Source organism: Coprococcus eutactus (assembly GCF_025149915.1).
GTDB lineage: Bacteria > Bacillota > Clostridia > Lachnospirales > Lachnospiraceae > Coprococcus > Coprococcus eutactus.
On record NZ_CP102278.1, the window covers coordinates 1096876 to 1119728 of the forward strand.

General features: G+C 44.4%; 22 protein-coding genes. 20 read left to right on the forward strand and 2 right to left on the reverse strand.

The window, feature by feature from the left end:
* The first annotated feature begins 44 nt into the window (after positions 1-44).
* The 10 genes from lepA (at position 45) to thiI (ending at position 12624) form a co-directional block, all read left to right on the forward strand.
* The gene (lepA, locus tag NQ536_RS04715; protein ID WP_004848817.1) at positions 45-1859 is read left to right on the forward strand and encodes a translation elongation factor 4; all 1815 of its coding nucleotides are present in this window, start codon (positions 45-47) and stop codon (positions 1857-1859) included.
* Positions 1860-1975: 116 nt separating this feature from the next.
* Positions 1976-3256, forward strand: coding sequence for a radical SAM family heme chaperone HemW (gene hemW / locus NQ536_RS04720; RefSeq protein WP_004848820.1), 1281 nt, complete (start codon positions 1976-1978; stop codon positions 3254-3256).
* Between the two features lie 133 nt (positions 3257-3389).
* Complete coding sequence (gene hrcA, locus NQ536_RS04725; RefSeq protein WP_022058482.1) at positions 3390-4424, forward strand: heat-inducible transcriptional repressor HrcA; 1035 nt, start codon at positions 3390-3392, stop codon at positions 4422-4424.
* Between the two features lie 103 nt (positions 4425-4527).
* Complete coding sequence (grpE, locus tag NQ536_RS04730; protein ID WP_004848823.1) at positions 4528-5193, forward strand: nucleotide exchange factor GrpE; 666 nt, start codon at positions 4528-4530, stop codon at positions 5191-5193.
* A 137-nt stretch (positions 5194-5330) separates the two neighbouring features.
* Complete coding sequence (gene dnaK, locus NQ536_RS04735; RefSeq protein ID WP_004848825.1) at positions 5331-7178, forward strand: molecular chaperone DnaK; 1848 nt, start codon at positions 5331-5333, stop codon at positions 7176-7178.
* A 26-nt stretch (positions 7179-7204) separates the two neighbouring features.
* A complete protein-coding gene (gene dnaJ / locus NQ536_RS04740) occupies positions 7205-8365 on the forward strand; it encodes a molecular chaperone DnaJ (protein WP_004848826.1) in 1161 nt (386 codons plus the stop codon).
* Between the two features lie 27 nt (positions 8366-8392).
* Entirely contained in the window at positions 8393-9358 is a 966-nt protein-coding gene (prmA, locus tag NQ536_RS04745; protein WP_004848828.1) for a 50S ribosomal protein L11 methyltransferase, read from the forward strand.
* A gap of 50 nt (positions 9359-9408) precedes the next feature.
* A complete protein-coding gene (locus tag NQ536_RS04750) occupies positions 9409-10146 on the forward strand; it encodes a 16S rRNA (uracil(1498)-N(3))-methyltransferase (protein WP_004848830.1) in 738 nt (245 codons plus the stop codon).
* A 121-nt stretch (positions 10147-10267) separates the two neighbouring features.
* On the forward strand, positions 10268-11413 hold the full coding sequence (locus NQ536_RS04755) for a cysteine desulfurase family protein (protein ID WP_044997724.1): 1146 nt from the start codon (positions 10268-10270) through the stop codon (positions 11411-11413).
* A 23-nt stretch (positions 11414-11436) separates the two neighbouring features.
* Positions 11437-12624 (forward strand): tRNA uracil 4-sulfurtransferase ThiI, encoded by a 1188-nt coding sequence (gene thiI, locus NQ536_RS04760; protein ID WP_004848833.1) that lies wholly within the window; start codon positions 11437-11439, stop codon positions 12622-12624.
* A 166-nt stretch (positions 12625-12790) separates the two neighbouring features.
* On the opposite strand, the gene NQ536_RS04765 is transcribed toward thiI, so the two are convergent.
* A complete protein-coding gene (locus tag NQ536_RS04765; protein WP_004848835.1) occupies positions 12791-13024 on the reverse strand; it encodes an HPr family phosphocarrier protein in 234 nt (77 codons plus the stop codon).
* Positions 13025-13117: 93 nt separating this feature from the next.
* Here NQ536_RS04765 and mtaB point away from each other — a divergent pair, with 93 nt between their 5' ends.
* The 9 genes from mtaB (at position 13118) to NQ536_RS04810 (ending at position 20107) form a co-directional block, all read left to right on the forward strand.
* A complete protein-coding gene (gene mtaB / locus NQ536_RS04770) occupies positions 13118-14470 on the forward strand; it encodes a tRNA (N(6)-L-threonylcarbamoyladenosine(37)-C(2))-methylthiotransferase MtaB (protein ID WP_004848837.1) in 1353 nt (450 codons plus the stop codon).
* A 102-nt stretch (positions 14471-14572) separates the two neighbouring features.
* Positions 14573-14830, forward strand: a complete 258-nt coding sequence (locus NQ536_RS04775; RefSeq protein ID WP_004848838.1) for an IreB family regulatory phosphoprotein — start codon at positions 14573-14575, stop codon at positions 14828-14830.
* Positions 14831-14839: 9 nt separating this feature from the next.
* Positions 14840-15289: a Holliday junction resolvase RuvX gene (gene ruvX, locus NQ536_RS04780; RefSeq protein ID WP_004848840.1), complete on the forward strand. Its 450-nt coding sequence runs from the start codon at positions 14840-14842 to the stop codon at positions 15287-15289.
* A 28-nt stretch (positions 15290-15317) separates the two neighbouring features.
* Complete coding sequence (locus NQ536_RS04785) at positions 15318-15590, forward strand: DUF1292 domain-containing protein (protein WP_004848842.1); 273 nt, start codon at positions 15318-15320, stop codon at positions 15588-15590.
* A gap of 5 nt (positions 15591-15595) precedes the next feature.
* Positions 15596-17260 (forward strand): ribonuclease J, encoded by a 1665-nt coding sequence (locus NQ536_RS04790; RefSeq protein WP_004848844.1) that lies wholly within the window; start codon positions 15596-15598, stop codon positions 17258-17260.
* Between the two features lie 12 nt (positions 17261-17272).
* Positions 17273-17620, forward strand: coding sequence for a YlbF family regulator (locus tag NQ536_RS04795; RefSeq protein WP_004848847.1), 348 nt, complete (start codon positions 17273-17275; stop codon positions 17618-17620).
* Positions 17621-17672: 52 nt separating this feature from the next.
* Complete coding sequence (locus NQ536_RS04800; protein WP_004848848.1) at positions 17673-18203, forward strand: endolytic transglycosylase MltG; 531 nt, start codon at positions 17673-17675, stop codon at positions 18201-18203.
* Positions 18204-18208: 5 nt separating this feature from the next.
* Positions 18209-18850, forward strand: a complete 642-nt coding sequence (locus tag NQ536_RS04805) for an O-methyltransferase (RefSeq protein WP_004848851.1) — start codon at positions 18209-18211, stop codon at positions 18848-18850.
* A gap of 24 nt (positions 18851-18874) precedes the next feature.
* Complete coding sequence (locus NQ536_RS04810) at positions 18875-20107, forward strand: peptidase U32 family protein (protein WP_004848852.1); 1233 nt, start codon at positions 18875-18877, stop codon at positions 20105-20107.
* A 64-nt stretch (positions 20108-20171) separates the two neighbouring features.
* On the opposite strand, the gene sigK is transcribed toward NQ536_RS04810, so the two are convergent.
* Positions 20172-20795, reverse strand: a complete 624-nt coding sequence (gene sigK, locus NQ536_RS04815; RefSeq protein WP_004848854.1) for an RNA polymerase sporulation sigma factor SigK — start codon at positions 20793-20795, stop codon at positions 20172-20174.
* A gap of 307 nt (positions 20796-21102) precedes the next feature.
* Between sigK and NQ536_RS04820 the strand changes: the two genes are divergently transcribed.
* The gene (locus tag NQ536_RS04820) at positions 21103-22845 is read left to right on the forward strand and encodes a GspE/PulE family protein (RefSeq protein WP_004848858.1); all 1743 of its coding nucleotides are present in this window, start codon (positions 21103-21105) and stop codon (positions 22843-22845) included.
* The last annotated feature ends 8 nt before the right edge of the window (positions 22846-22853 follow it).

The following is a 22853-nucleotide window of genomic DNA, read 5'->3' on the forward strand; positions in this document are numbered from 1 at the left end:
AAATGCGTAAATCAGATACAGGATAAGGATGTGGAGAGATAAACATGGAGCATATAGATCAGTCCAAGATAAGAAATTTTTGCATAATTGCCCATATAGACCACGGCAAGTCTACACTTGCCGACAGGATCATAGAGAAGACAGGTACACTTACAAGCCGTGAGATGCAGAACCAGGTGCTTGACAACATGGACCTTGAGAGGGAAAGAGGAATAACCATCAAGGCGCAGTGCGTCAGAATCATATACAATGCGAGTGACGGTGAGGAGTACATATTTAACCTCATAGATACCCCGGGACATGTGGACTTCAATTACGAGGTCTCACGAAGCCTTGCAGCATGTGAGGGAGCGATACTCGTTGTCGATGCAGCACAGGGTATAGAGGCACAGACTCTGGCGAATGTATATCTTGCCATTGACCATGATCTCGATGTCATGCCGGTCATAAATAAGATAGATCTTCCATCGGCTGATCCGGAAAGAGTAGTGAACGAGATAGAGGATGTTATCGGAATAGAGGCTCAGGATGCACCGAGGATATCGGCAAAAAATGGTATTAATATAGAAGAGGTACTGGAACAGATAGTCACAAAGATACCTGCACCACACGGCGATCCAAATGCACCACTCAAAGCACTCATATTTGACAGTCTGTATGACTCATACAAAGGAGTTATCATATTCTGCAGAGTGTTTGACGGCTGTGTGTCCAGGGGAACCGTTATAAGGATGATGGCGACGGAAGCGGAGGCAGAAGTTGTAGAAGTTGGAATATTTGGCGCGGGAAGATTTGTGCCGTGCGATGAACTGTCAGCAGGGATGGTTGGCTATATAACAGCCAGTCTCAAGAATGTCAAGGATACGACAGTCGGAGATACGGTGACACAGGCGGATATGCCATGTGCTGAGGCACTTCCGGGCTACAAGAAGGCACAGCCTATGGTGTACTGTGGTTTATATCCGGCAGATGGTGCAAAATACCCGGATCTCAGGGATGCACTTGAAAAACTCCAGCTAAATGATGCAGCACTCAGTTTTGAGCCGGAGACATCGATAGCACTCGGATTTGGTTTCAGATGTGGATTCCTTGGACTTCTCCATCTGGAGATCATACAGGAGAGACTGGAGAGGGAATTCAACCTCGATCTGGTGACGACCGCACCGGGAGTTGTGTACAAAGTCCATACCACGGATGGCAACGTCATAGAACTTACCAATCCTTCAAATCTCCCTGATCCTTCAAGCATAGAGTATATGGAGGAGCCATTTGTTTCAGCTGAGATCATGGTGACAACGGAATTTGTAGGAGCAATCATGCAGCTTTGCCAGGAGAGGCGTGGAGTGTATAAGAGCATGGAGTACATGGAGGAGACCAGAGCGCTTCTCAAGTACGACCTTCCGCTCAATGAGATCATATACGATTTCTTTGATGCGTTGAAGTCACGCTCAAGAGGGTATGCGTCATTTGACTATGAGATGAAGGGTTATGTCCGCTCTGAGCTTGTAAAGCTGGATATACTTATCAATAAGGAAGAGGTTGATGCTCTGTCATTCATCATACATCAGGATACAGCCTACGAGAGAGGAAGAAAGATGTGTGAGAAGCTCAAGGAGGAGATCCCGAGACACCTGTTTGAGATTCCGATCCAGGCTGCTATAGGTAACAAGGTGATCGCTCGTGAGACAGTCAAGGCGATGAGAAAAGATGTCCTTGCTAAGTGCTACGGCGGTGATATATCGCGTAAGAGAAAGCTCCTTGAAAAGCAGAAAGAGGGCAAGAAACGAATGAGACAGGTCGGCAATGTGGAGATACCGCAGAAGGCATTTATGTCTGTGCTGAAGCTGGACGAGGAATAGAGATACAGACAGATTATATGCAATAGATCCTGAAAAGCCGTTAATAAGAAGATTCTTAATAGCGGCTTTTTTAGTGGGCTATATTGCGTATACATATACAAAGAGGATGATCGAAAATGATAGATATTATAGAAGATGAGAGCGGTGTCAAGTACGACGATGGCAGCAGCTACGAGAGAAGAGAACTTAGCATATACATACACATACCGTTCTGTGTGAAAAAATGTGTGTACTGTGACTTCCTGTCATTTCCTGTGGGAACATCCTGCATGCAGGGATATGGCGTGTATAGGGAGAAGTACATAGAGGCTCTGTGCGAAGAGCTCAGAAGCTATGCGTACCTGGCGGAGACGCACAGCGTGAAGACGATATATATAGGAGGCGGTACGCCTTCGCTGCTGGAAGCTGACGAGATAACAATGATAATGACGACAGTGAGAAGCATATTTGATGTCGCAGAGGATGCAGAAATAAGTATAGAGGTCAATCCGGGAACCCTCACAAGCCGCAAGGCGGCAGACTACATAGCAAATGGAATAAACAGGATGAGCATAGGCCTTCAGTCTGCGCAGAGGGACGAACTTCAGGTGCTCGGAAGGATACACAATTATGATCAGTTCCTCGCCGCATTTGATATGGCGAGGGAGGCAGGATTTAGAAATATCAACATAGATCTGATGTCGGACATTCCCGGACAGACCATGAGATCATATCTGGATACTCTGGAAAAAGTCCTCAGATGCAAGCCGGAGCACATATCGTCCTACAGCCTCATAGTGGAGGCTGGTACCCCGCTTGCAGCTTCACCGGAACTCATTTCAAGGATTCCTGATGAGGACGTGGATAGGGAAATGTACGATATAACAAATAAACTTCTGGATTCAGGAGGATATCACAGATATGAGATATCAAACTATGCCCGCCATGGCTACGAGTGCAGGCACAATATAGTCTACTGGACGCTGGGCGAATATATCGGTGTCGGTATCGGCGCAGCCTCTTTCCTATACGGCCGCAGATACACGAACACCAGCGACATAGGAGAATACATAGACACAATGGAAAACTGTCATGAACTGGTCACATATGGAGATCCCGTGGCAAATTCAAGAAAGGTCCGTGATCTGCTTGAGCAGATGAGAACAGTGGATGAAGAACTAAACACAGACAGGCTGATGGAGGAATATATGTTCCTTGGACTGCGTATGATATCAGGTGTGAGCGCCGAAAGATTCAACGACTACTTTGGACACTCCATCTACGACATCTACGGTCCCGTCATAGACAAATACAAGGTATCAGGCCACCTCGAAGACGACCACGGCCTGATCCGCCTCACAAAAAAAGGAATAGACGTAAGCAACACGATCCTGGCAGACTTTCTGATAGAAGATTGATAAAAAAACAAAAAAATTCGTTATTTTGTTGACAAAAAGGGGCGGCGGTGTTAGATTATGTTTAGTGGTTAGCACTCGGATATATTGAGTGCTAATAAAACTAAAAAAACAAGTAATAAAGGGAATGATAGTCATGGAACTTGACGAAAGAAAAGTCAGAATTCTTAAAGCGATCGTTTCTAACTACCTTGAAACAGGCGAACCGGTTGGATCAAGAACCATATCAAAGTTGGCAGACATGAATGTCAGCCCGGCTACAATCAGGAATGAGATGTCGGATCTTGAAGAGATGGGATACATTTGTCAGCCGCATGCATCGGCAGGAAGAGTGCCGACGGATGCCGGTTACAGATTTTATGTTGACAGCATTATGGCAGACCGAGAAGAAGAGAAAGCTGGCGATCAGGAAGAGAGAGAGAATCTTCTTCAGAGAGTCGACAAGTTGGAAAAACTTCTCAAGCAGGTAGCAAAGGTGCTTGCAGCGAATACACAGTATGCAACACTTGTCACTATGCCTCAATACAACAACACGGTGAAGTTCATTCAGCTGTCACAGGTTGATGAGACCACGTTGCTGGCAGTTATCATGGTAGATGGCAATATTGTTAAGAATAAGCTTATAAAGACTACTTATAGTCTGAAGAATGAAGAGATATTAAAATTTAATATACTGCTCAATACATTTCTTCAGGGGGCGTCGCTGGAAGACATTAACCTGGAGCTTATACAGACTATGAAGTTACAGGCTGGAGAATATGCTGAGATATTGGAAACAATATTTCAGGGAATCATGGAAGCGATCCATGAGGCTGATGACCTGAAGGTATATACAAGTGGCACAACCAATGTTCTGAAGTATCCGGAATTGGCAAATTCGTCTTCAGCAGAGAAACTGCTTGGAACACTTGAAGATATAGAGGACAAAGAGGAATTTGCAAAGCACGTAGAGGACGTGATACAGCAGGACAGTGATATACAGATTCTGATTGGGCAGGAGAACAGTGATGAGAATCTCAAAGATTGTTCCCTTGTAACGGCGACATATAAGATGCCGGAGGGGGCAAAGGGTACCATAGGAATTATAGGACCAAAGAGAATGGATTATAAGAAAGTGGTAACAATGCTCAAGGAACTTACCGGAGAGCTTGATGATATATTTAACAGTTAGATTGTTAAAAAGACATTATAAAAAGACATTAAAAAAGATGTTAAAAGTAATTTAAGGTACTAAAAACAGTACACCAAAAAGATGATGAATAGGAGGATATGTAATGGCTGATAGCGAAAACAGCAATGCATCCGACAAGAAGGTGAAGACAGAGCAGACCGCTTCTGAGACAATAGTTGGAGATGCTTCAGCAGAGATAAAAGACAGTGCAGAATCATCGGTGGATGTAACGGAAACGGTTGATGTTCCAGAGGAACAGGCAGAGGCGGCGAAGCCACAGCATGTTGCAAAGGAAAACAGACGCGGAGGCAAGGCACTGCGTGAGGAGAATGAGAAACTCAAGGAGCGCTGCAAGGATGCAGAGGCTAAGTATACAAGACTTCTCGCTGAGTGTGAGAACATCCGGCAGAGAAATGAAAAGGAATCAGGTAAGTTGTACGACATAGGTGCGAAGGGAGTCCTTGAGAAACTGCTCCCGGTAGTAGATAACTTTGAGAGAGCACTAGCAGCCATACCTGAGGACGAAAAAGGAAGACCATTCGAGTCAGGAGTTGCAAACATATACAAGCAGCTTATGACTTCATTGGATAGCATAGGCGTTAAGCCTATGGACTGTGCGGGACAGCAGTTTGATCCGACATATCACAATGCCGTGATGCATGTTGAGGATGATAGCTACGAAGAGAATGTTATCGTCGAAGAGATGCAGAAAGGTTATATGTACAAAGATCAGGTACTCAGATTCAGCATGGTAAAGGTAGCAAATTAGTGCACTGATGTGCGCGCAGGTCATCAGGCAGAGCTTGGTGATATGTTACGCAGACGCTGAGCGTAGAGCTTCTCACGCGTCTGTGCAATAAATTTAGAAGTATGATCATTTGAAATTTTTTCTAGGAGGAAAAGACAATGGGTAAGATTATAGGTATTGATTTAGGTACAACAAATTCATGTGTAGCAGTTATGGAAGGTGGTAAGCCTGTAGTTATAGCAAACTCAGAGGGTATGAGAACAACACCTTCAGTAGTAGGTTTCCTGAAGACAGGAGAGAGAGTAGTAGGAGAGCCTGCAAAGCGTCAGGCAGTAACAAATGCTGATAAGACAATTTCATCTATCAAGCGTCATATGGGTACAGATTACAGAGTGGAGATAGATGGTAAGAAGTATTCTCCACAGGAGATCTCAGCAATGATCCTTCAGAAGCTGAAGGCAGATGCTGAAGGATACCTTGGTGAGAAGGTTACAGAGGCAGTTATCACAGTTCCTGCTTACTTCTCAGATGGACAGAGACAGGCAACAAAGGATGCCGGTAAGATCGCAGGTCTTGATGTAAAGCGTATCATCAACGAGCCTACAGCAGCAGCTCTTTCATATGGTCTTGACAATGAACAGGAGCAGAGAATCATGGTTTACGATTTAGGTGGTGGTACATTTGATGTATCTATCATTGAGATCGGTGAGGGTGTCATCGAGGTTCTTGCAACAGCCGGTGATAACAAACTCGGTGGTGATGATTTCGATAACGCTATTACACAGTATATGCTTGACGAGTTTAAGAAGGCAGAGGGTATCGACCTTTCAGGCGATAAGATGGCTATGCAGAGATTAAAGGAAGCAGCAGAGAAGGCAAAGAAGGAGCTGTCATCAGCTACAACAACCAACATCAACCTTCCTTTCATCACAGCAAACCAGGATGGTCCAAAGCATTTTGATATGAACCTTACAAGAGCTAAGTTTGATGAGCTTACAGCAGATCTTGTAGACAGAACAAAGGGCCCTGTTAACACAGCACTTGCTGATGCAGGTCTCACAGCAGCAGAGCTTGATAAGGTACTTCTTGTCGGTGGTTCAACACGTATCATCGCAGTACAGGAAGAAGTTAAGAGACTTACAGGCAAGGAGCCATTCAAGGGAATTAACCCTGATGAGTGTGTTGCAATCGGTGCTTGTATCCAGGGTGGTAAGCTTGCTGGAGATGCAGGTGCAGGTGAGATCCTTCTTCTGGATGTTACACCACTTACACTTTCAATCGAGACAATGGGTGGTATAGCTACTCACCTTATCGAGAGAAACACAACTATCCCTACAAAGAAGAGCCAGATCTTCTCAACAGCACAGGATAATCAGGATGCCGTTGATATCAACGTAGTACAGGGTGAGAGACAGTTCGCAAAGGACAACAAGAGCCTTGGTAGATTCAGACTTGATGGTATCGCTCCGGCAAGACGTGGAGTTCCACAGATCGAGGTAACATTTGATATCGATGCAAATGGTATCGTAAATGTATCAGCTAAGGATCTCGGAACAGGAAGAGAACAGCACATTACAATTACATCAGGTACATCACTTTCAGATGATGATATCGATAGAGCAGTTAAGGAAGCAGCTGAGTACGAGGCTCAGGATAAGAAGCGTAAGGAAGGCATTGAGGCAAGGAATGAGGCCGATGCACTTGCGTTCCAGACAGAGAAGGCACTCGGCGAGGTAGGAGATAAGCTTTCAGATTCAGATAAGGCTGGCGTAAAGGCAGATCTTGACTCCTTAAGAGCAGCAATAGACAGCACAGATGCAGAGAACATGAGCGATGCTGATGTTGACAAGATCAAGGCAGCTAAGGATAAGCTGATGGAGAGCGCACAGAATCTGTTCTCAAAGCTCTATGAGCAGAATGGTCCTGGAGCAAATGCAGGCACAGGAGCAGGCACACCTGATTACTCAGATGGCGATGTTGTAGATGGAGATTTCACAGAGGTTTAATATATAGAGGATGAAAGGTAAAGGCTATGGCAGAGACAAAGACCGATTATTATGAAGTCCTTGGTGTTTCCAAGGGTGCCTCTGACGCCGAGATCAAAAGGGCATACCGAGTGGTAGCAAAAAAATACCACCCGGATATGAACCCTGGTGATGAGGAGGCTGCAGAGAAATTCAAAGAAGCCGCAGAAGCTTATTCAGTCCTCAGTGATCCTGAGAAACGTGCAAAGTATGATCAGTTCGGCCATGCAGCATTTGATCAGAACGGTGGCGGTGCCGGTGGATTTGGCGGATTTGACTTCGCAGATATGGGAGATATCTTTGGTGATATCTTCGGAGATATGTTTGGAGGAGCAAGTCGTCAGAGAAATACAAATGGCCCTATGAAGGGTGCAAATATCAAGACAACTATAAGAGTTGGATTCGAGGAGGCTATATTTGGTACTCAGAAAGAGCTTGAGCTTCCTCTTAAAGATGAATGTGATGTATGTAAGGGTACTGGATCCCAGCCAGGACATCAGCCGGAAGTATGTGGCAAGTGTGGCGGCAAGGGTCAGATAGTTACAACACAGCAGTCACTGTTTGGAGTTGTCCGTAACGTACAGACCTGTCCGGATTGTTCAGGTTCAGGAAAGATCATCAGATATAAGTGCAGCAACTGTGCAGGCACAGGATATGTCAAGAGTAGAAAGAAGATACAGATAGCTATTCCACCTGGAGTGGATAATGGTACAAATATCCGTATCAAGGGCAAAGGTGAGCCAGGCATCAATGGCGGTGAGAGAGGAGATCTTACAGTTACGATCCTGGTGGATCGTCACCCTAACTTCCAGAGACAGGAGTACAATCTTTACTCATCAGAGCCTATTACATTCACACAGGCAGCCCTTGGTGGAACGATCAAGATCAACACCATAGAGGGTGAGGTGGATTACACAATACCACCTGGAACACAGACAGATACACGTATCAAGCTGAAGGGTAAGGGCGTACCAAACCTGAAGAATCCTACTCAGCGAGGTGATCACTATGTAACACTTGTCGTACAGGTACCTGAGAAGCTGACAGAAGAGCAGAAGAAGATTCTCAACCAGTATGAGCAGGCAACACTTGTGGAGACAAGACCTGCCACAGACTCAGCAGGACCATTTACATTTGGTGATCATAAGAGAAGAAAGAAGAAACAGTAAAAATAATAAAAGCAGGTAAAATAATATATGAAATGGACTAAGCTCACGATAGATACAACATGTGAAGCTGAAGACCTCATAAGCGCCTTCCTCGAAGAGGAAGGCGTTTTGGGTGTTCAGATAGAAGATAATATACCTCTTACAGAGGAAGAGATGGAGACGATGTTTGTGGATCTCCTGCCGGATGATATGCCGGAAAATGATGGAACAGCCAGGGTGACATGTTTCCTGGATGATACATTTGACGTTCAGGAGATAAAGGATAAAGTTACAGCCGAGATAAAGAGGCTGTCAGAGTTTCTTTCGGTTGGAACCGGCAATATAACAGAGAGCGAGACGAAGGATGAGGATTGGAGAGATAACTGGAAGGCATACTTCAAACCATTCAGACTCTATGACAACATTATCATCAAGCCGACGTGGGAGGCGGTTCCGGATGATGCGAAGGAAGAAGATATCATCATAGAGATAGATCCGGGAACAGCGTTTGGAACAGGCTCACATGAGACAACAAGACTGTGTATAGGACAGCTCAAGAAATATATGAAAGATGGAGACAAGATACTTGACGCTGGCAGCGGAAGCGGTATCCTGTCATTTGTATGCAACAAGCTTGGAGCAGAACATGTGCTCGGAATAGATATAGATCCTATAGCTGTGGATGTTGCAGGAGAGAACAGGGATGTAAACAACATACCTGCTGATGCTGTAAGCTTTATATGCGGCAATGTGCTTGAGGACCAGAAACTGGTAGATTCGATCGGCGCAAATTATGATATAGTAGTTGCAAATATTCTCGCGGACGTTATCATACCTATGTCAGCGGTTGTTCAGAAGTTCATGAAGGATGATGGACTTTTCATATCATCAGGAATCATCAATATAAAAGAGGAAGAAGTTCGACAGGCTTTGCTTGACAATAACTTTGATATCGTAGATACTGTCTACATGAATGACTGGGTAAGCTTTGTCGCAAAAAAACATATAGATTAAGCGAACTATAGATTTTATAGGGCGTAAAGTATGAGAGGATATAGTCTGGGATGAACAGGTTTTTTGTGGATATAGATGGCAGGGATATAGGTACAGATATCGAGATTACAGGTGGAGATGTGAATCACATAAAGAATGTACTTCGGCTTAAGATCGGGGAAGAGATCCTTGTGAGTGATGGCAGAGGCCGGGATTATACTTGCAGGATATCGCGTATAGATCCTGATAAGGTAGTTTGCAATATAGAAGACATAAGCGACAATTTTGCTGAACTCCCGGTTAAAGTCACACTGTTTCAGGGCTATCCAAAGTCCGATAAAATGGATCTCATAGTCCAGAAGATGGTCGAACTTGGAGTATGCAGGATAGTGCCGGTATTTACATCCAGAACTATAGTCAAACTGGATCAGAAAAAAGCTACGAAAAAGACAGAGAGATACCGAACTATTGCGGAATCCGCGGCGAAACAGTCCGGACGCGGGATCGTTCCAGAGATTACAGAGCCGGTATCATTTGCCAAAGCGCTGGATATGGCGTCGGAACTTGATATGAATATCATACCTTATGAAGAGGCGGAAGGTATAGAGGAGTCGAGGCAGATTATCGCTAACGTGCGAGGCAAAAGGTCACTGGGAATATTTATAGGCCCGGAGGGCGGATTTGCCCGCGAAGAAGTGGAAGAGGCTGTGGCGGCGGGGGCTGAGTGCATAACGCTTGGACACCGGATACTGCGCACGGAGACGGCTGGACTTGCGGTGATGGCGATCATCATGTTTCAGGCAGAGTAGCAGGCATAAAGAAGAGATATAAAGAAAAGACATAAAAAGGCATAAAGAAGAAATAGAGAGACTGGCAATTACAAAGACGGAATCAGGGACAAGAATCATGGAAACAAATTCAGGAAACAGGATAGAGGCATATTTTGACAATTCAGCGACAACTCCGGTGTATCCGGAGGTCAGGGATCTTGTAGTAAGGCTCATGGAGGAGGATTATGGCAATCCATCTTCACTTCACCTCAAGGGGGTTGAAGCGGCAAGATATGTTACAGACGCCAGAGAGAAGATGGCAAGACTTATGAAGGTCATGCCGAAAGAGATAGTGTTCACATCCGGCGGAACAGAGTCAAACAATATGGCACTTATAGGCGGTGCACTTGCCAACAGGAGAGCAGGGAACAAGATCATAACAACAGAGGTGGAACATGCATCGGTGGGAAGTCCGGTATCATTTCTGGAAGATATGGGATTTGAGGTAGTTAGGATAGGTGTTGACAGCAAAGGTGTGATCAATGTCGATGAACTTGTCGATGCAGTGGATGATAACACCATCATAGTGTCTGTGATGTACGTGAATAACGAGATAGGATCTGTGATGCCGGTCCAGGATATAGCAAAACGCATCAAGGAGAAGAATCCAGCAGTGCTGTTCCATGTTGATGCGATTCAGGCATTTGGCAAATATGTCATATATCCGGGAAGAATGGGAATAGATATGATGTCTGTCAGCAGCCATAAGTTTCACGGACCAAAGGGCGTTGGCGCGCTATACATAAGAGACCGTGTAAAGGTGAAGCCGGTGATATATGGCGGAGGCCAACAGAACGGAATGAGATCGGGTACGGAGAATGTGCCGGGGATAGCCGGTATGGCACTTGCGGCGGAGATGACGTACAGAGATCTGGATGAGAAAGTGCGGCACATGCGTGAAGTAAAGCAGCATCTGATAGATGAACTTACAGGAATAGAAGAAGTATACAGCAACTCAGGTGATGCACCACATATTGCGAGCATCACATTCAAGGGTGTGAGAAGTGAGGTCATGCTGCACGCACTTGAGGAACGGGGAGTATATGTCTCTTCAGGTTCGGCGTGTTCGTCTAACAAACATTCCACCAGCGGAACACTTAAGGCGATAGGACTTCCACCGGAGAAGCTTGAATCAACATTGAGATTTAGTTTTTCACCGGAAAACACAATAGAACAGGTGGACTATGCAGTGCAATGTTGTAAAGAGCTGCTTCCTGTACTGAGAAGATATGTAAGAAAAAAATAATGTCAGGATTATAAGGAGGACACATGCAGTACAAGGCTTTTATGATAAAGTATGCCGAGATAGGTACAAAAGGAAAGAACCGATATATATTTGAGGATATCCTGTGCAAGAATATAAACAGAAAACTCAAAAACTACGGTGATTTCTATATAAGAAAAGAACAGGGTAGAATTTTTGTGGAGTGCAAGTCAGATTACGATTACGAGGATGTGGTCGGAGCGCTCGGTAAGGTATTTGGAATAGTTGGCATATGTCCTGTTGTTGTGGAGGAGAATACAGAATTTGAGAACCTGAAACAAAAGGTTATAGACTATGTTGACAGGGCTTATGATCACAAGAATTTCACATTCAAGGTGTTCACCAGAAGAAATGAGAAGTCATATCCGATGACATCGATGGAAGTCAGCGCAGAGCTTGGACATTTCCTCCTCGAGGCATACCCTGGACTCTCTGTTGACGTCCATTCGCCACAGGAGATAATCAATGTGGAGATACGAAAGGTTGCATATATATATTCCATAACGATACCTGGACCGGGAGGGCTTCCTGTCGGAACAAATGGAAAGGGAATGGCACTTCTCTCAGGCGGTATAGACAGCCCGGTTGCTGCATACATGATAGCGAAGAGAGGGGTTGTGGTTGAGGCTGTATATTTCCATGCGCCTCCGTTTACAAGCGAGAGAGCAAAGCAGAAGGTCATCGATCTTGCGTGCCTTGTGGCAGATTATGCAGGAGCCATAAAGCTTCACGTTGTCAATTTTGCAGATGTGCAGATGGCTATATATGACAACTGCCCTCATGAAGAACTCACGATAATAATGAAGAGATATATGATCAAGATCGCAGAAGAACTGGCAGAGAAAAATGACTGTCAGTGTACCATCACAGGAGAGAGCATCGGTCAGGTGTCAAGTCAGACGGTGTTTAGCCTTAATGTTATCAACCAGGTGAGCACCATGCCGGTGTTCAGACCGTGTATAGGTATGGATAAACAGGAGATAGTGGATATATCTGAAAAGATAGGCACATACGAGACATCTATCCTGCCTTATGAGGATTGCTGTACGACATTCGTCGCAAAGCATCCGGTTACAAAACCTGTTCTCTCAGCGATAGAGAAGTCTGAGGAAAAACTTGCGGGAATCATAGAACCACTTTATCGCACGGCTGTTGATACAGCAGAGACAGTTATGTGCAGGGCAAAGAACTAAGTCGAGTCGTGAATAACTAAAGTTATAAGGCGGATTCAACGTGGACTAGATTGCATAGTTGTATAGTATAGTTGTATAGAAAATAAAAAAGAGATGCTGAAAAGCATCTCTTTAAATTGAAAATAGCAATAAAAAAATTGTTATAATATAATTGATTTTGAAAAACTTACTCGGCAAGGTATGGCTTGAGTGTTGCCATAATCTCATCAATACCGCTCTCTGCATGGATGTTAAGCTCGATTGGCTTTGAGATATCCAGACTGAAGATACCCATGATTGACTTTGCATCGATGACATAACGTCCTGATACAAGATCGAACTCAGCGTCAAACTTAGCAATGTCGTTGCAGAAGCTCTTAACCTTATCGATTGAGTTTAAAGAAATCTTAACAGCTTTCATAATTAGTCCTCCTAACCCTTATGATATAGTTTATGTACTGTAACCATTATATTTTTATGGAATACAAAAGTCAATATAAGGAGAGTAAAATTGATGTTAAAAGGTAAGTCGGTTGCGGCAACCACACTTGGGTGCAAAGTTAATCAGGCAGAGACGGACAGCATGCTGGATATGCTCAGTGCCGCAGGCGCTGATATTGTTGACTTTGAAGAAAAAGCAGATATATATATAGTAAATACCTGTTCAGTTACAAACATAGCGGACAAAAAATCCAGGCAGATGCTTCACAGGGCAAAAAAGAGAAACCCGGAGTCGATAGTGATAGCAGCTGGCTGCTATGTACAATCTGCAAAGGAACTGCTTGAGCAGGATGAATCCGTAGATATAGTGATCAGCAATAACAAAAAGAAAGATATCACAGATATAGTGAATGATTATATTAATGTGAGAAAAAACGAAGGAGGGGATACACCTGCTGGTGGAGAGAAAAAAGAGTACTTTATTGATATATCCAAGGAGACAGAGTATGAGGAGATGGGAGGACATGTTCCTGTCGGCCATACAAGGGCGTATGTGAAGATTCAGGACGGGTGTAACCAGTTCTGCTCATACTGTATTATACCATATGTAAGGGGGCGTATACGTAGCAGGAGTGAGGAAGCTGTGATAGCGGAAGTCACCGAGCTTGCGGAGTCTGGTATTAAAGAAGTGGTGCTTACCGGAATACATATATCATCCTATGGCAAGGATAAGAATAATGAGGGAGCACTTATAGATCTCATAGATGCCATCTCAAAAATCAAAGGAATCAAGAGGATACGTCTTGGATCGCTTGAGCCAGGCATAATAACAGAGGACTTTGTACGAAGAGTTTCCGCAAACAAAAAAGTCTGCCCACACTTCCATTTAAGCCTGCAAAGTGGTTGCAATACAATACTTAAAAGGATGAACAGAAAGTACACACGGGAGCAATACTTTGAAAAATGTGAGATGCTTAGAGAGGCGTATGATGCGCCGGCGTTGACTACCGATGTCATTGTAGGGTTTCCAGGAGAGACAGATGAAGAATTTGAAGAGACTGTACAGTATCTGACGGAGCTTAATCTGTACGAGATGCATATATTCAAGTACTCACCGAGAAAGGGAACTGTTGCGGCAGCCATGAAAGATCAGGTTTCACCTGAAGTGAAAAACAAGAGAAGTGATGTGCTTTTGGAACTTGCGGAGCGCGGCAAGAAAGCATATGAGGCGAAGTACGAGGGTGCGGAGCTGGAAGTGCTTGTGGAGGAGGTTCTGCACAGAGAAGATGGGACTTACCTGAGAGGCCATACGGAGAGATATATGGACATACTTATAAAAGCGGGGGATATACCTATGCCAGAAAGCTTCGTGAACAGCTTTGTCTATGTGAGATACACACAGAATGGAGATATACTAATGGTCTGATCTGCTGAGAATATGTTCCTTTACTTTTGGAATCTTTTATATTAGAATAGGAACGTTAGATAGGCAGCTCGACAGAGAATAACAATATGAGGACGTGATTTGATGAATAATGAAAGTACACAGAACATTTCAGCGGTGAAGGATGCCACCATTGATGTAAGACAGATCATTGGTCAGGTGTATGATGCACTTGCTGAAAAGGGATACAATCCGGTAAGTCAGGTTGTTGGATACATAATGAGCGGAGATCCAACATACATTACCAGCTACAAGAATGCCAGAAGCCTTATCATGAAGGTTGAGAGAGATGAGATCATAGAAGTATTGTTTGAGGATTATATCAGAAACAATCTGATATAGGTGGTACACATGAGAGTTTTAGGATTAGATTACGGAACAAAGACTGTTGGAGTAGCGGTGAGCGATCCGCTGGAGATCACAGCGCAGCCTCTTGAGACCATCGAGCGAAAGTCAGCAGGCAAGCTCAGACAGACGCTGGCAAGGATCGAGGCGATCATAGAGGAGTATGGCGCAGCTGGTCAGCAGGAGAAGATAGAAAAGATAGTGCTTGGATATCCAAAGAACATGAACAACACAGAGGGAGACAGATGCGAGGCTACCGTGAGCTTTAAAAATGATCTGGAGAGAAGAACCGGTCTTGAAGTTGTGTTGTGGGATGAGAGACTGACCACTGTTGAGGCCGAGCGTATACTCATGGACAGCGGAGTCAGAAGAGAGAATCGTAAGACGTATATAGACAAGATGGCAGCTGCGGTTATCCTGCAGAACTATCTTGATTCCAAAAGTAACGGCATGTAGAGCCGCGAACACAAAAACAGGGGTTTATATGGCAGAGAATAAGAATGACAGCATAATTTTTGAAGCAGAGGATGGAACAGAAGTAGAGTTTGCAGTGTTGGAACAGACAACACTTGGTGGGATAAACTATCTGTTTGTGGTAGACAAGGCGGATGATGAATCATTCCTTATACTCCGTGAGGACAGCGGAGCTGATACGGAAGAGATGGCAGCATACGATATTGTTGAAGATGAAAAAGAATTAGATGCAGTTATCAGGATATTTGATGAACTGCTTGAGGACGTAAATTTGGAGGTATAAGAAAATTGAATAAGAATAACAAAGAGACAGTGAAGATCATTCCTTTGGGCGGTCTGGAACAGATTGGAATGAATATCACTGCGATAGAGTATGAGGACTCTATCATAGTCATTGACTGCGGACTGGCATTCCCTGAGGACGACATGTTAGGAATAGATCTGGTTATTCCGGATGTCACGTATCTCAAGGAAAACGCGGACAAGGTCAGGGGACTTGTGGTTACCCATGGACATGAGGATCACATTGGTGCCATACCTTACATTGAGAAAGAATTGAATATGCCTATCTATGCGACCAAGCTGACCATGGGGCTTATAGAAAACAAACTGAAAGAACACAACCTTATGAATAACACAAGGAGAAAGGTTGTAAAGTATGGTCAGAATATCAATCTTGGAGCGTTCAGGGTGGAATTTATCAGAACAAACCACTCCATAGCTGATTCGGCAGCGCTTGCAATATATACACCGGCTGGACTTCTGGTTCACACCGGAGATTTCAAGATAGACTACACACCTGTATTTGGTGGAACTATAGATCTTCAGAGATTTGCAGAACTTGGCAAGAAGGGTGTGCTGGCACTTATGGCAGACTCAACGAACGCCGAGAAAGAGGGATTTACACAGTCGGAGAAGACTGTTGGAAGAACATTTGACAACCTCTTCAATGACAACAAGGATCACAGAATCATCATAGCAACGTTTGCGTCAAATGTTGACAGAGTACAGCAGATAATAAATTCTGCATACAAGTATGACAGAAAAGTTATAATCGAGGGCAGAAGTATGGTGAATATAATCACCACGGCCTCGGAGCTTGGATATATAAATATACCGGACAACACACTCATAGATATAAGCCAGATGAAGAATTACCCGGATGAGAAGGTTGTGCTCATAACGACGGGAAGCCAGGGAGAGAACATGGCGGCACTTTCAAGGATCGCAGCATCCATACACAATAAGGTTGCGATCAAGCCGGGAGATGTTGTTATATTCAGCTCACATCCGATACCGGGAAATGAGAAAGCCGTATTCAAGGTTATAAACGAACTTGAGGCTAAGGGTGCGCATGTAATATTTGAGGATACCCATGTATCCGGACATGCCTGCCGGGAGGAACTCAAGCTTATATATGCACTCACAAAACCGAAGTATGCGATACCGGTTCACGGTGAGTACAGACATCTGAAGCGCCATGCAGAGCTTGCAAGAGAGATGGGCATTCCAAAGGAAAATATAAAGATCATGACAACTGGCGATGTACTGGAAATCGGTGAGGATAAGTTTGATGTGGTCGGAAAGGTTCCTGCACAGGGGGTATTTGTTGATGGCCTCGGAGTTGGAGATGTGGGTAACATAGTTCTCAGAGACAGACAGCTCCTGTCTCAGAATGGACTTATCATTATAGTTGTTACTTTGGACAGATACAGCAACCAGCTTGTGGCCGGTCCGGATATAGTATCAAGAGGTTTTGTGTACGTCAGGGAGTCTGAGACACTGATGGAGGACTGCCGTATAACATGCCAGGAGGCACTTGACAGATGCCTTAGCCGCGGTGTGACTGACTGGGGCAAGATTAAATCTGTGATAAAGGATGATATGGGAGAATTCCTGTGGAAGAGGACCAAGAGAAGCCCGATGATCCTTCCGATAATCACAGAAGTGTAGAAGGGTGATAATATGACAGATACGTTGGAACTTAGCAGACAGCTCAATGCGTGCATCAAGGATTCCGAAGTCTATAAGAATTATCAGTACTGCAAAGACAAACTCAGACAGAAACCTGATAAACTTCAGCAGCTTATGGAATTTCGTAAGAAAAATTATGAAATACAGAACAATGAAATGCTTGACAATCCTTATGATGAAGTCAATAATCTATTCATAGAATATGACTCCATAGTCCATGATACTATAGTAAACGATTTTATCAGGGCGGAGCAGAAGCTTGTGCGTATGATGAAGATGGTGTATGAACAGATCGCGGACGATCTTGACTTTGACATCATTGATGAGGATGCACAGTAACACTTCAGGCGTGTGCCTGCTTGTGTATATGTGAACAAGGAGAATTAGGGTTATGGCTATAGATAGTGCTAGAAGTATGAAAAAGATACTGAGATTCCTGTTTGGTCTTCTCATAAATGTATGTATTCTGTTTGTGTTGGTCAAAGGTTTCTCGTATTCATTTGACTTTGCGTATCAGGTGTTTTCGACCACGGCGGTTGAACCTGGAAGTAACAAGAAGACGGCCATCACCATCACCGATGATGAACCCCTGCTGGATATAGCAGATTCACTGAAGAAGTCAGGAGTGATAGACAACAAGTATGCATTCATACTCAAGGTCAGGATAAACGGTGATGCGGGCAAGATGAAACCTGGTACATACGCGATGTCTCCAAGCAATACCAACCAGGAGATCATAGATATAATAACAGGCGTGTCAGGGGACGACACAGCAAGTTCGGGAAGCTCGGACAGCAGCTCCACAGGAGATGAATCGGGCGGAGACGGGCAGAGCACAGTGACCAATGCAAATGGCACAGGAGATGAAGGCGCTGCTGAGGACAGAATAACAGAGGCAGCAACAGATGAAACTGGAGAATAGACAATATGATAACTGATGAGAGACTTGCGTCATTTATTAATTCATTCAGTGTGGATTATGACGAGGTGGTGACAGCTATCAGAAAAGAGGCAGAAGAGAACGGGATACCGATAATAAGACGTGAGGCCGGAGAGTTCATAAAGATGATCATATTGATGAACCGACCGGAGCGGATACTTGAGATTGGTGCTGCCGTAGGCTTTTCTGCCATTTTTATGAGCAGATTTCTGAATAGCGATGCACATATAACAACAATAGAGAATTACCCACCTAGAATAGAACAGGCAAAACAGAATATTATGCGCGCGGGAGCACAGGATAAGATAACCCTTCTTGAGGGCGATGCCCATGAGATACTGCCACAGCTTGATGACGAATACGATATGGTGTTTATGGATGCTGCAAAGGGACAGTACGGAAGCTTTTTTGACGAGTCGATAGAGAAACTGAAGAGTGGTGGGATACTTTTGTGCGACAATGTGCTTCAGGATGGTGATGTGCTGGAGAGCAGGTTTGCGGTGACAAGGAGAAACAGAACGATACATGCCAGAATGCGGGAATATCTGTACAGCCTGACTCACGACGAGAGACTGGAAACCGGGATATTCAATATAGGTGACGGCATGTCGCTCAGCATAAAAAAGTAATATAAAAGATTTGGAGAAGGTGCTATGGAAAGAAGAAATAAGCCGGAACTTCTTGTGCCAGCAGGAGGTCTTGACACGCTGAAGGTGGCGGTTGATTACGGTGCAGACGCTGTGTATATAGGTGGTCAGTCATTTGGACTCAGAGCCAAGGCGGATAATTTTTCAATTGATGAGATGAGAGAGGCTGTTGGATATGCGCACGAGCGTGGAGTCAAGGTGTATGTAACAGCGAATATATTTGCGCACAACTACGATCTCGAAGGAATAAAGAGATATTTCGGTGAGCTTAAGAATACTGGTGTAGATGCTGTTCTGGTATCTGACCCGGGCGTGTTTATGATCGCGAGGGAAGAGATGCCTGATATGGAAATCCATATCAGTACCCAGGCGAACAATACCAATTATATGACGTACAAATTCTGGTACGAGCACGGTGCAAAGAGGGTGGTGTCCGCAAGAGAATTGTCTCTGACGGAGATATCTGAGATACGCGCAAATATACCGGACGATATGGAGATCGAGTCGTTTGTCCACGGTGCAATGTGTATTTCATATTCAGGAAGATGTCTGCTCAGCAACTATTTTACAGGAAGAGATGCCAATCACGGTGCGTGCACACATCCGTGCCGCTGGAAGTATTCGATAGTTGAGGAGACCAGACCGGGAGAATACATGACTGTGAATGAGGATGACAGGGGAACGTATATATTTAACTCAAAGGACCTCTGTATGATCGAGTATGTCCCTGAGATGGTAGCCGCAGGAATAGACAGCCTCAAGATAGAGGGAAGAATGAAGACGGCGTTATATGTGGCGACTGTGGCAAGAACCTACAGGAAAGCTATAGACGATTATTTCGAGTCTGAGGAGAAGTATCGTTCCAATATGGAATACTACAAGAGTGAGATCGCAAAGTGTACATACAGGCAGTTTACAACGGGATTCTATTTCGGAAAGACGGATTCAGATTCACAGATATATGACAGCAACACATATGTAAAGAATTACACATACATCGGCACAGTCAGACAGGTAACAGATGATGGCTGTGTGTGCTTTGAACAGAAGAACAAATTCTCGGTTGGAGAGTGTGTTGAAGCGATGGATTTCAATGGGGACAACATAGAGTGTACCGTGGAAGCCATATATGATGAGGATGGTGCGTTGATGGAATCGGCGCCACATCCAAAACAGCAGCTCAAGGTGAAATTCAGCGAGCAGCTGACCGAGGGTATGATAATCCGCAGGAAAGAGTGAAAACAATTCTCTGGCATAAAAGTAAAAGGTTAAAAAATAAAAAACAAGAATGAGGATGTCTTGATCATTTGTCGAGACATCCTCTTAGCTTGCTTAAAGCGCGTTTTTCTATCCTGGATACATATGATCTGGATATTCCCAGAATCTTAGCGGTTTCCTTCTGAGTCAGTGGCGCTTCCCCTAAAATCCCATATCGCATCTGGATTATGTGGTATTCCCTTGGAGTCAGGATCTGATTCATGCACGATGGCAGGTGGTTTAGATGATCTTCCGTGATCAGCTTTTCGAGTGGACAGCTTTCAGATGTACTTATGATATCCATTATAACGATCTCGTTGCCCTCTTTGTCAGTTCCTATCGGTTCATACATAGAGACTTCACGGGATTTTTTCTTTTCCTGGCGCAGATTCATCAGAAGTTCATTTTCAATGCATTTGGCAGCGTAACCGGCGAGCTTACAGCCTTTTTCCGGTTTATAGCTGTCGATCGCCTTTATCAGACCAATGGTTCCTATAGACAGAAGATCTTCAGGATCCCGGACGGATGAGCTGTACTTCTTAACAATGTGGGCAACCAGTCTCAGATTATACTCGATCAATACCCGGCGCGCTTCGTTGTCTCCGGATATGCACCGGTTTATATATTCCTTTTCTTTATCGGGAGTTAAAGGATTTTTGAATGCTTCCATATGTTTTTGCTCCCGGCAGCTTTGGCTGCAACGATCAAGGTTGTTTGTAATATATTATGTCGTTTGTGCAAAAATAGTGCTTATCCACAGATTCAAATCTGGATTTTTATAAAAGATTATAAAAAAAGCTGGTAAAATATGTACAAAATGTTTAAATTGTGAAAATACTGTGATATAATGCACTTTAGGTATTTGGGTAATTGTGTGTATATAGAGAAAATAGACAGAAAATGATAGGGAATAACAGGGAATAACAGAAAATGACATGGAATGAAAAGAGAAAAATAAAGAGGAGGATTTTCGGAGAATGCGACTTAGTGTGGGGCGTAAGAAAATAAGAATAGGAGATGTCCTTGTTGCGGCAGGGGCAATTACAGAGGAACAGCTGCAGGAGGGACTTGCAAAGCAGAAGGAGACCGGAAGAAAGCTTGGTAATGCTCTGGTTGATCTGGGATTTATCAGTAATGACATGCTGATCACAGTTCTTACAACCCAGCTGGGAATTGACTATATAGAGCTCAAGGGAGCCAAGATAGAGGATAAGGTCATACATATGGTTCCGGAGAGTATGGTAACCAAGTATCAGGCCATACCTATAGAGGTGGATCCGGATAATCCGAATATCCTCAAGGTGGCTATGGCTGATCCTATGGATATCATGGCCATGGACGATATAGGTCTTGTAACAAATCTTCAGGTCGAGCCTATGCTTGCATCCGAAGAGGGGATAAAGAACGCCATAGACAAGTACTATGGAAGTGCCCAGGCGATGGAGGCTGCTGAGGCCTACAGACAGGAACAGCAGAGTGTTCTTGGTGGGGATGATGAAGATAACAGTAACGATGAAGTAGATAACTCCCCTATCGTTCTTCTGGTAAAACAGATAATAGAGGGCGGTGTAAGACAGAGGGCATCAGATATACATATAGAGGCTCTGGAGAACAGCGTCAGAGTAAGATACAGAATAGACGGTGCACTGAAGCAGGTTATGTCATATGACCTGAGTATATTGGCTGGTATCACAGCGCGTATCAAGATCATAGGCGGTATGGACATAGCAGAGAAGAGAAAGCCACAGGATGGTCGTATCACGATCATGGTGGACAGGAGAGAGTTCGATGTCCGTGTTTCTATCCTCCCTACAGTGTTTGGAGAGAAGACGGTTATGAGACTTACATCCAAGGATGGTCTTACAAAGCCTAAGAGCGCTCTTGGTTTCGATGCGGAGCAGGAGAAGGTATTCGACAATATCCTGAGCAACCCACATGGTATAATCCTCGTAACGGGACCTACAGGATCAGGAAAGTCAACTACACTGTACACTTCACTCAGTGAGCTTAACACAGAGGATGTTAATATCATCACAGTTGAAGACCCTGTCGAGGCCAATATCAATGGTATCAACCAGGTACAGGTTAACAACAAAGCGGATATGACATTCGCGGCAGCCCTCAGATCTATCCTCCGACAGGATCCGGATATCATCATGATAGGAGAGATCCGAGACGGTGAGACAGCAGGTATCGCCGTACAGGCCGCTATCACTGGACATTTGGTTGTATCGACACTGCATACAAACTCGGCGGCATCGACGATCACACGTCTTATAGATATGGGTATTGAATCATATATCGCCGGCGATGCTGTAGTTGGCGTTATCGCACAGCGACTTGTGCGAAGATTGTGTACAACATGTAAGCAGCCTAGACTTGTGGAGGATGAAGAGAGAGTACAGCTCGGCATTCCAGCAGACGAGGAGGATGTTATTATCTACGAGCCACAGGGATGCCCGCTGTGTAACGATACAGGATATGCAGGACGTATCGGTGTGTATGAGATGATGCCAGTATCAAGAGAGCTTCAGGCAGTCATAGCGTCAGGCGCTACAGCAGATGTTATCGAGAAGCAGGCTCTCAAGGAGGGTATGCTCACACTTAAGATGGGAGCTGCAAAGCATGTGCTTGATGGAATCACATCCATAGCCGAGATGAACAAGATAGTCCACAGTACAGTTACAGTCGCTGAGGGCGTGGACATGGGAGAATTGTAAAATACCAC

What these genes read in the sequence shown, in the direction of transcription:
- NQ536_RS04750 (WP_004848830.1), top strand. Translation starts at nt 9,409, where the DNA reads ATGAACAGGTTTTTTGTGGATATAGATGGCAGGGATATAGGTACAGAT.
- ruvX (WP_004848840.1), top strand. Translation starts at nt 14,840, where the DNA reads ATGAGAGTTTTAGGATTAGATTACGGAACAAAGACTGTTGGAGTAGCG.
- NQ536_RS04805 (WP_004848851.1), top strand. Translation starts at nt 18,209, where the DNA reads ATGATAACTGATGAGAGACTTGCGTCATTTATTAATTCATTCAGTGTG.
- NQ536_RS04795 (WP_004848847.1), top strand. Translation starts at nt 17,273, where the DNA reads ATGACAGATACGTTGGAACTTAGCAGACAGCTCAATGCGTGCATCAAG.
- NQ536_RS04785 (WP_004848842.1), top strand. Translation starts at nt 15,318, where the DNA reads ATGGCAGAGAATAAGAATGACAGCATAATTTTTGAAGCAGAGGATGGA.
- lepA (WP_004848817.1), top strand. Translation starts at nt 45, where the DNA reads ATGGAGCATATAGATCAGTCCAAGATAAGAAATTTTTGCATAATTGCC.
- NQ536_RS04820 (WP_004848858.1), top strand. Translation starts at nt 21,103, where the DNA reads ATGCGACTTAGTGTGGGGCGTAAGAAAATAAGAATAGGAGATGTCCTT.
- sigK (WP_004848854.1), bottom strand. Translation starts at nt 20,795, where the DNA reads ATGGAAGCATTCAAAAATCCTTTAACTCCCGATAAAGAAAAGGAATAT.
- dnaJ (WP_004848826.1), top strand. Translation starts at nt 7,205, where the DNA reads ATGGCAGAGACAAAGACCGATTATTATGAAGTCCTTGGTGTTTCCAAG.
- hemW (WP_004848820.1), top strand. Translation starts at nt 1,976, where the DNA reads ATGATAGATATTATAGAAGATGAGAGCGGTGTCAAGTACGACGATGGC.
- NQ536_RS04765 (WP_004848835.1), bottom strand. Translation starts at nt 13,024, where the DNA reads ATGAAAGCTGTTAAGATTTCTTTAAACTCAATCGATAAGGTTAAGAGC.
- grpE (WP_004848823.1), top strand. Translation starts at nt 4,528, where the DNA reads ATGGCTGATAGCGAAAACAGCAATGCATCCGACAAGAAGGTGAAGACA.
- mtaB (WP_004848837.1), top strand. Translation starts at nt 13,118, where the DNA reads ATGTTAAAAGGTAAGTCGGTTGCGGCAACCACACTTGGGTGCAAAGTT.
- NQ536_RS04810 (WP_004848852.1), top strand. Translation starts at nt 18,875, where the DNA reads ATGGAAAGAAGAAATAAGCCGGAACTTCTTGTGCCAGCAGGAGGTCTT.
- prmA (WP_004848828.1), top strand. Translation starts at nt 8,393, where the DNA reads ATGAAATGGACTAAGCTCACGATAGATACAACATGTGAAGCTGAAGAC.
- NQ536_RS04775 (WP_004848838.1), top strand. Translation starts at nt 14,573, where the DNA reads ATGAATAATGAAAGTACACAGAACATTTCAGCGGTGAAGGATGCCACC.
- hrcA (WP_022058482.1), top strand. Translation starts at nt 3,390, where the DNA reads ATGGAACTTGACGAAAGAAAAGTCAGAATTCTTAAAGCGATCGTTTCT.
- NQ536_RS04800 (WP_004848848.1), top strand. Translation starts at nt 17,673, where the DNA reads ATGGCTATAGATAGTGCTAGAAGTATGAAAAAGATACTGAGATTCCTG.
- dnaK (WP_004848825.1), top strand. Translation starts at nt 5,331, where the DNA reads ATGGGTAAGATTATAGGTATTGATTTAGGTACAACAAATTCATGTGTA.
- thiI (WP_004848833.1), top strand. Translation starts at nt 11,437, where the DNA reads ATGCAGTACAAGGCTTTTATGATAAAGTATGCCGAGATAGGTACAAAA.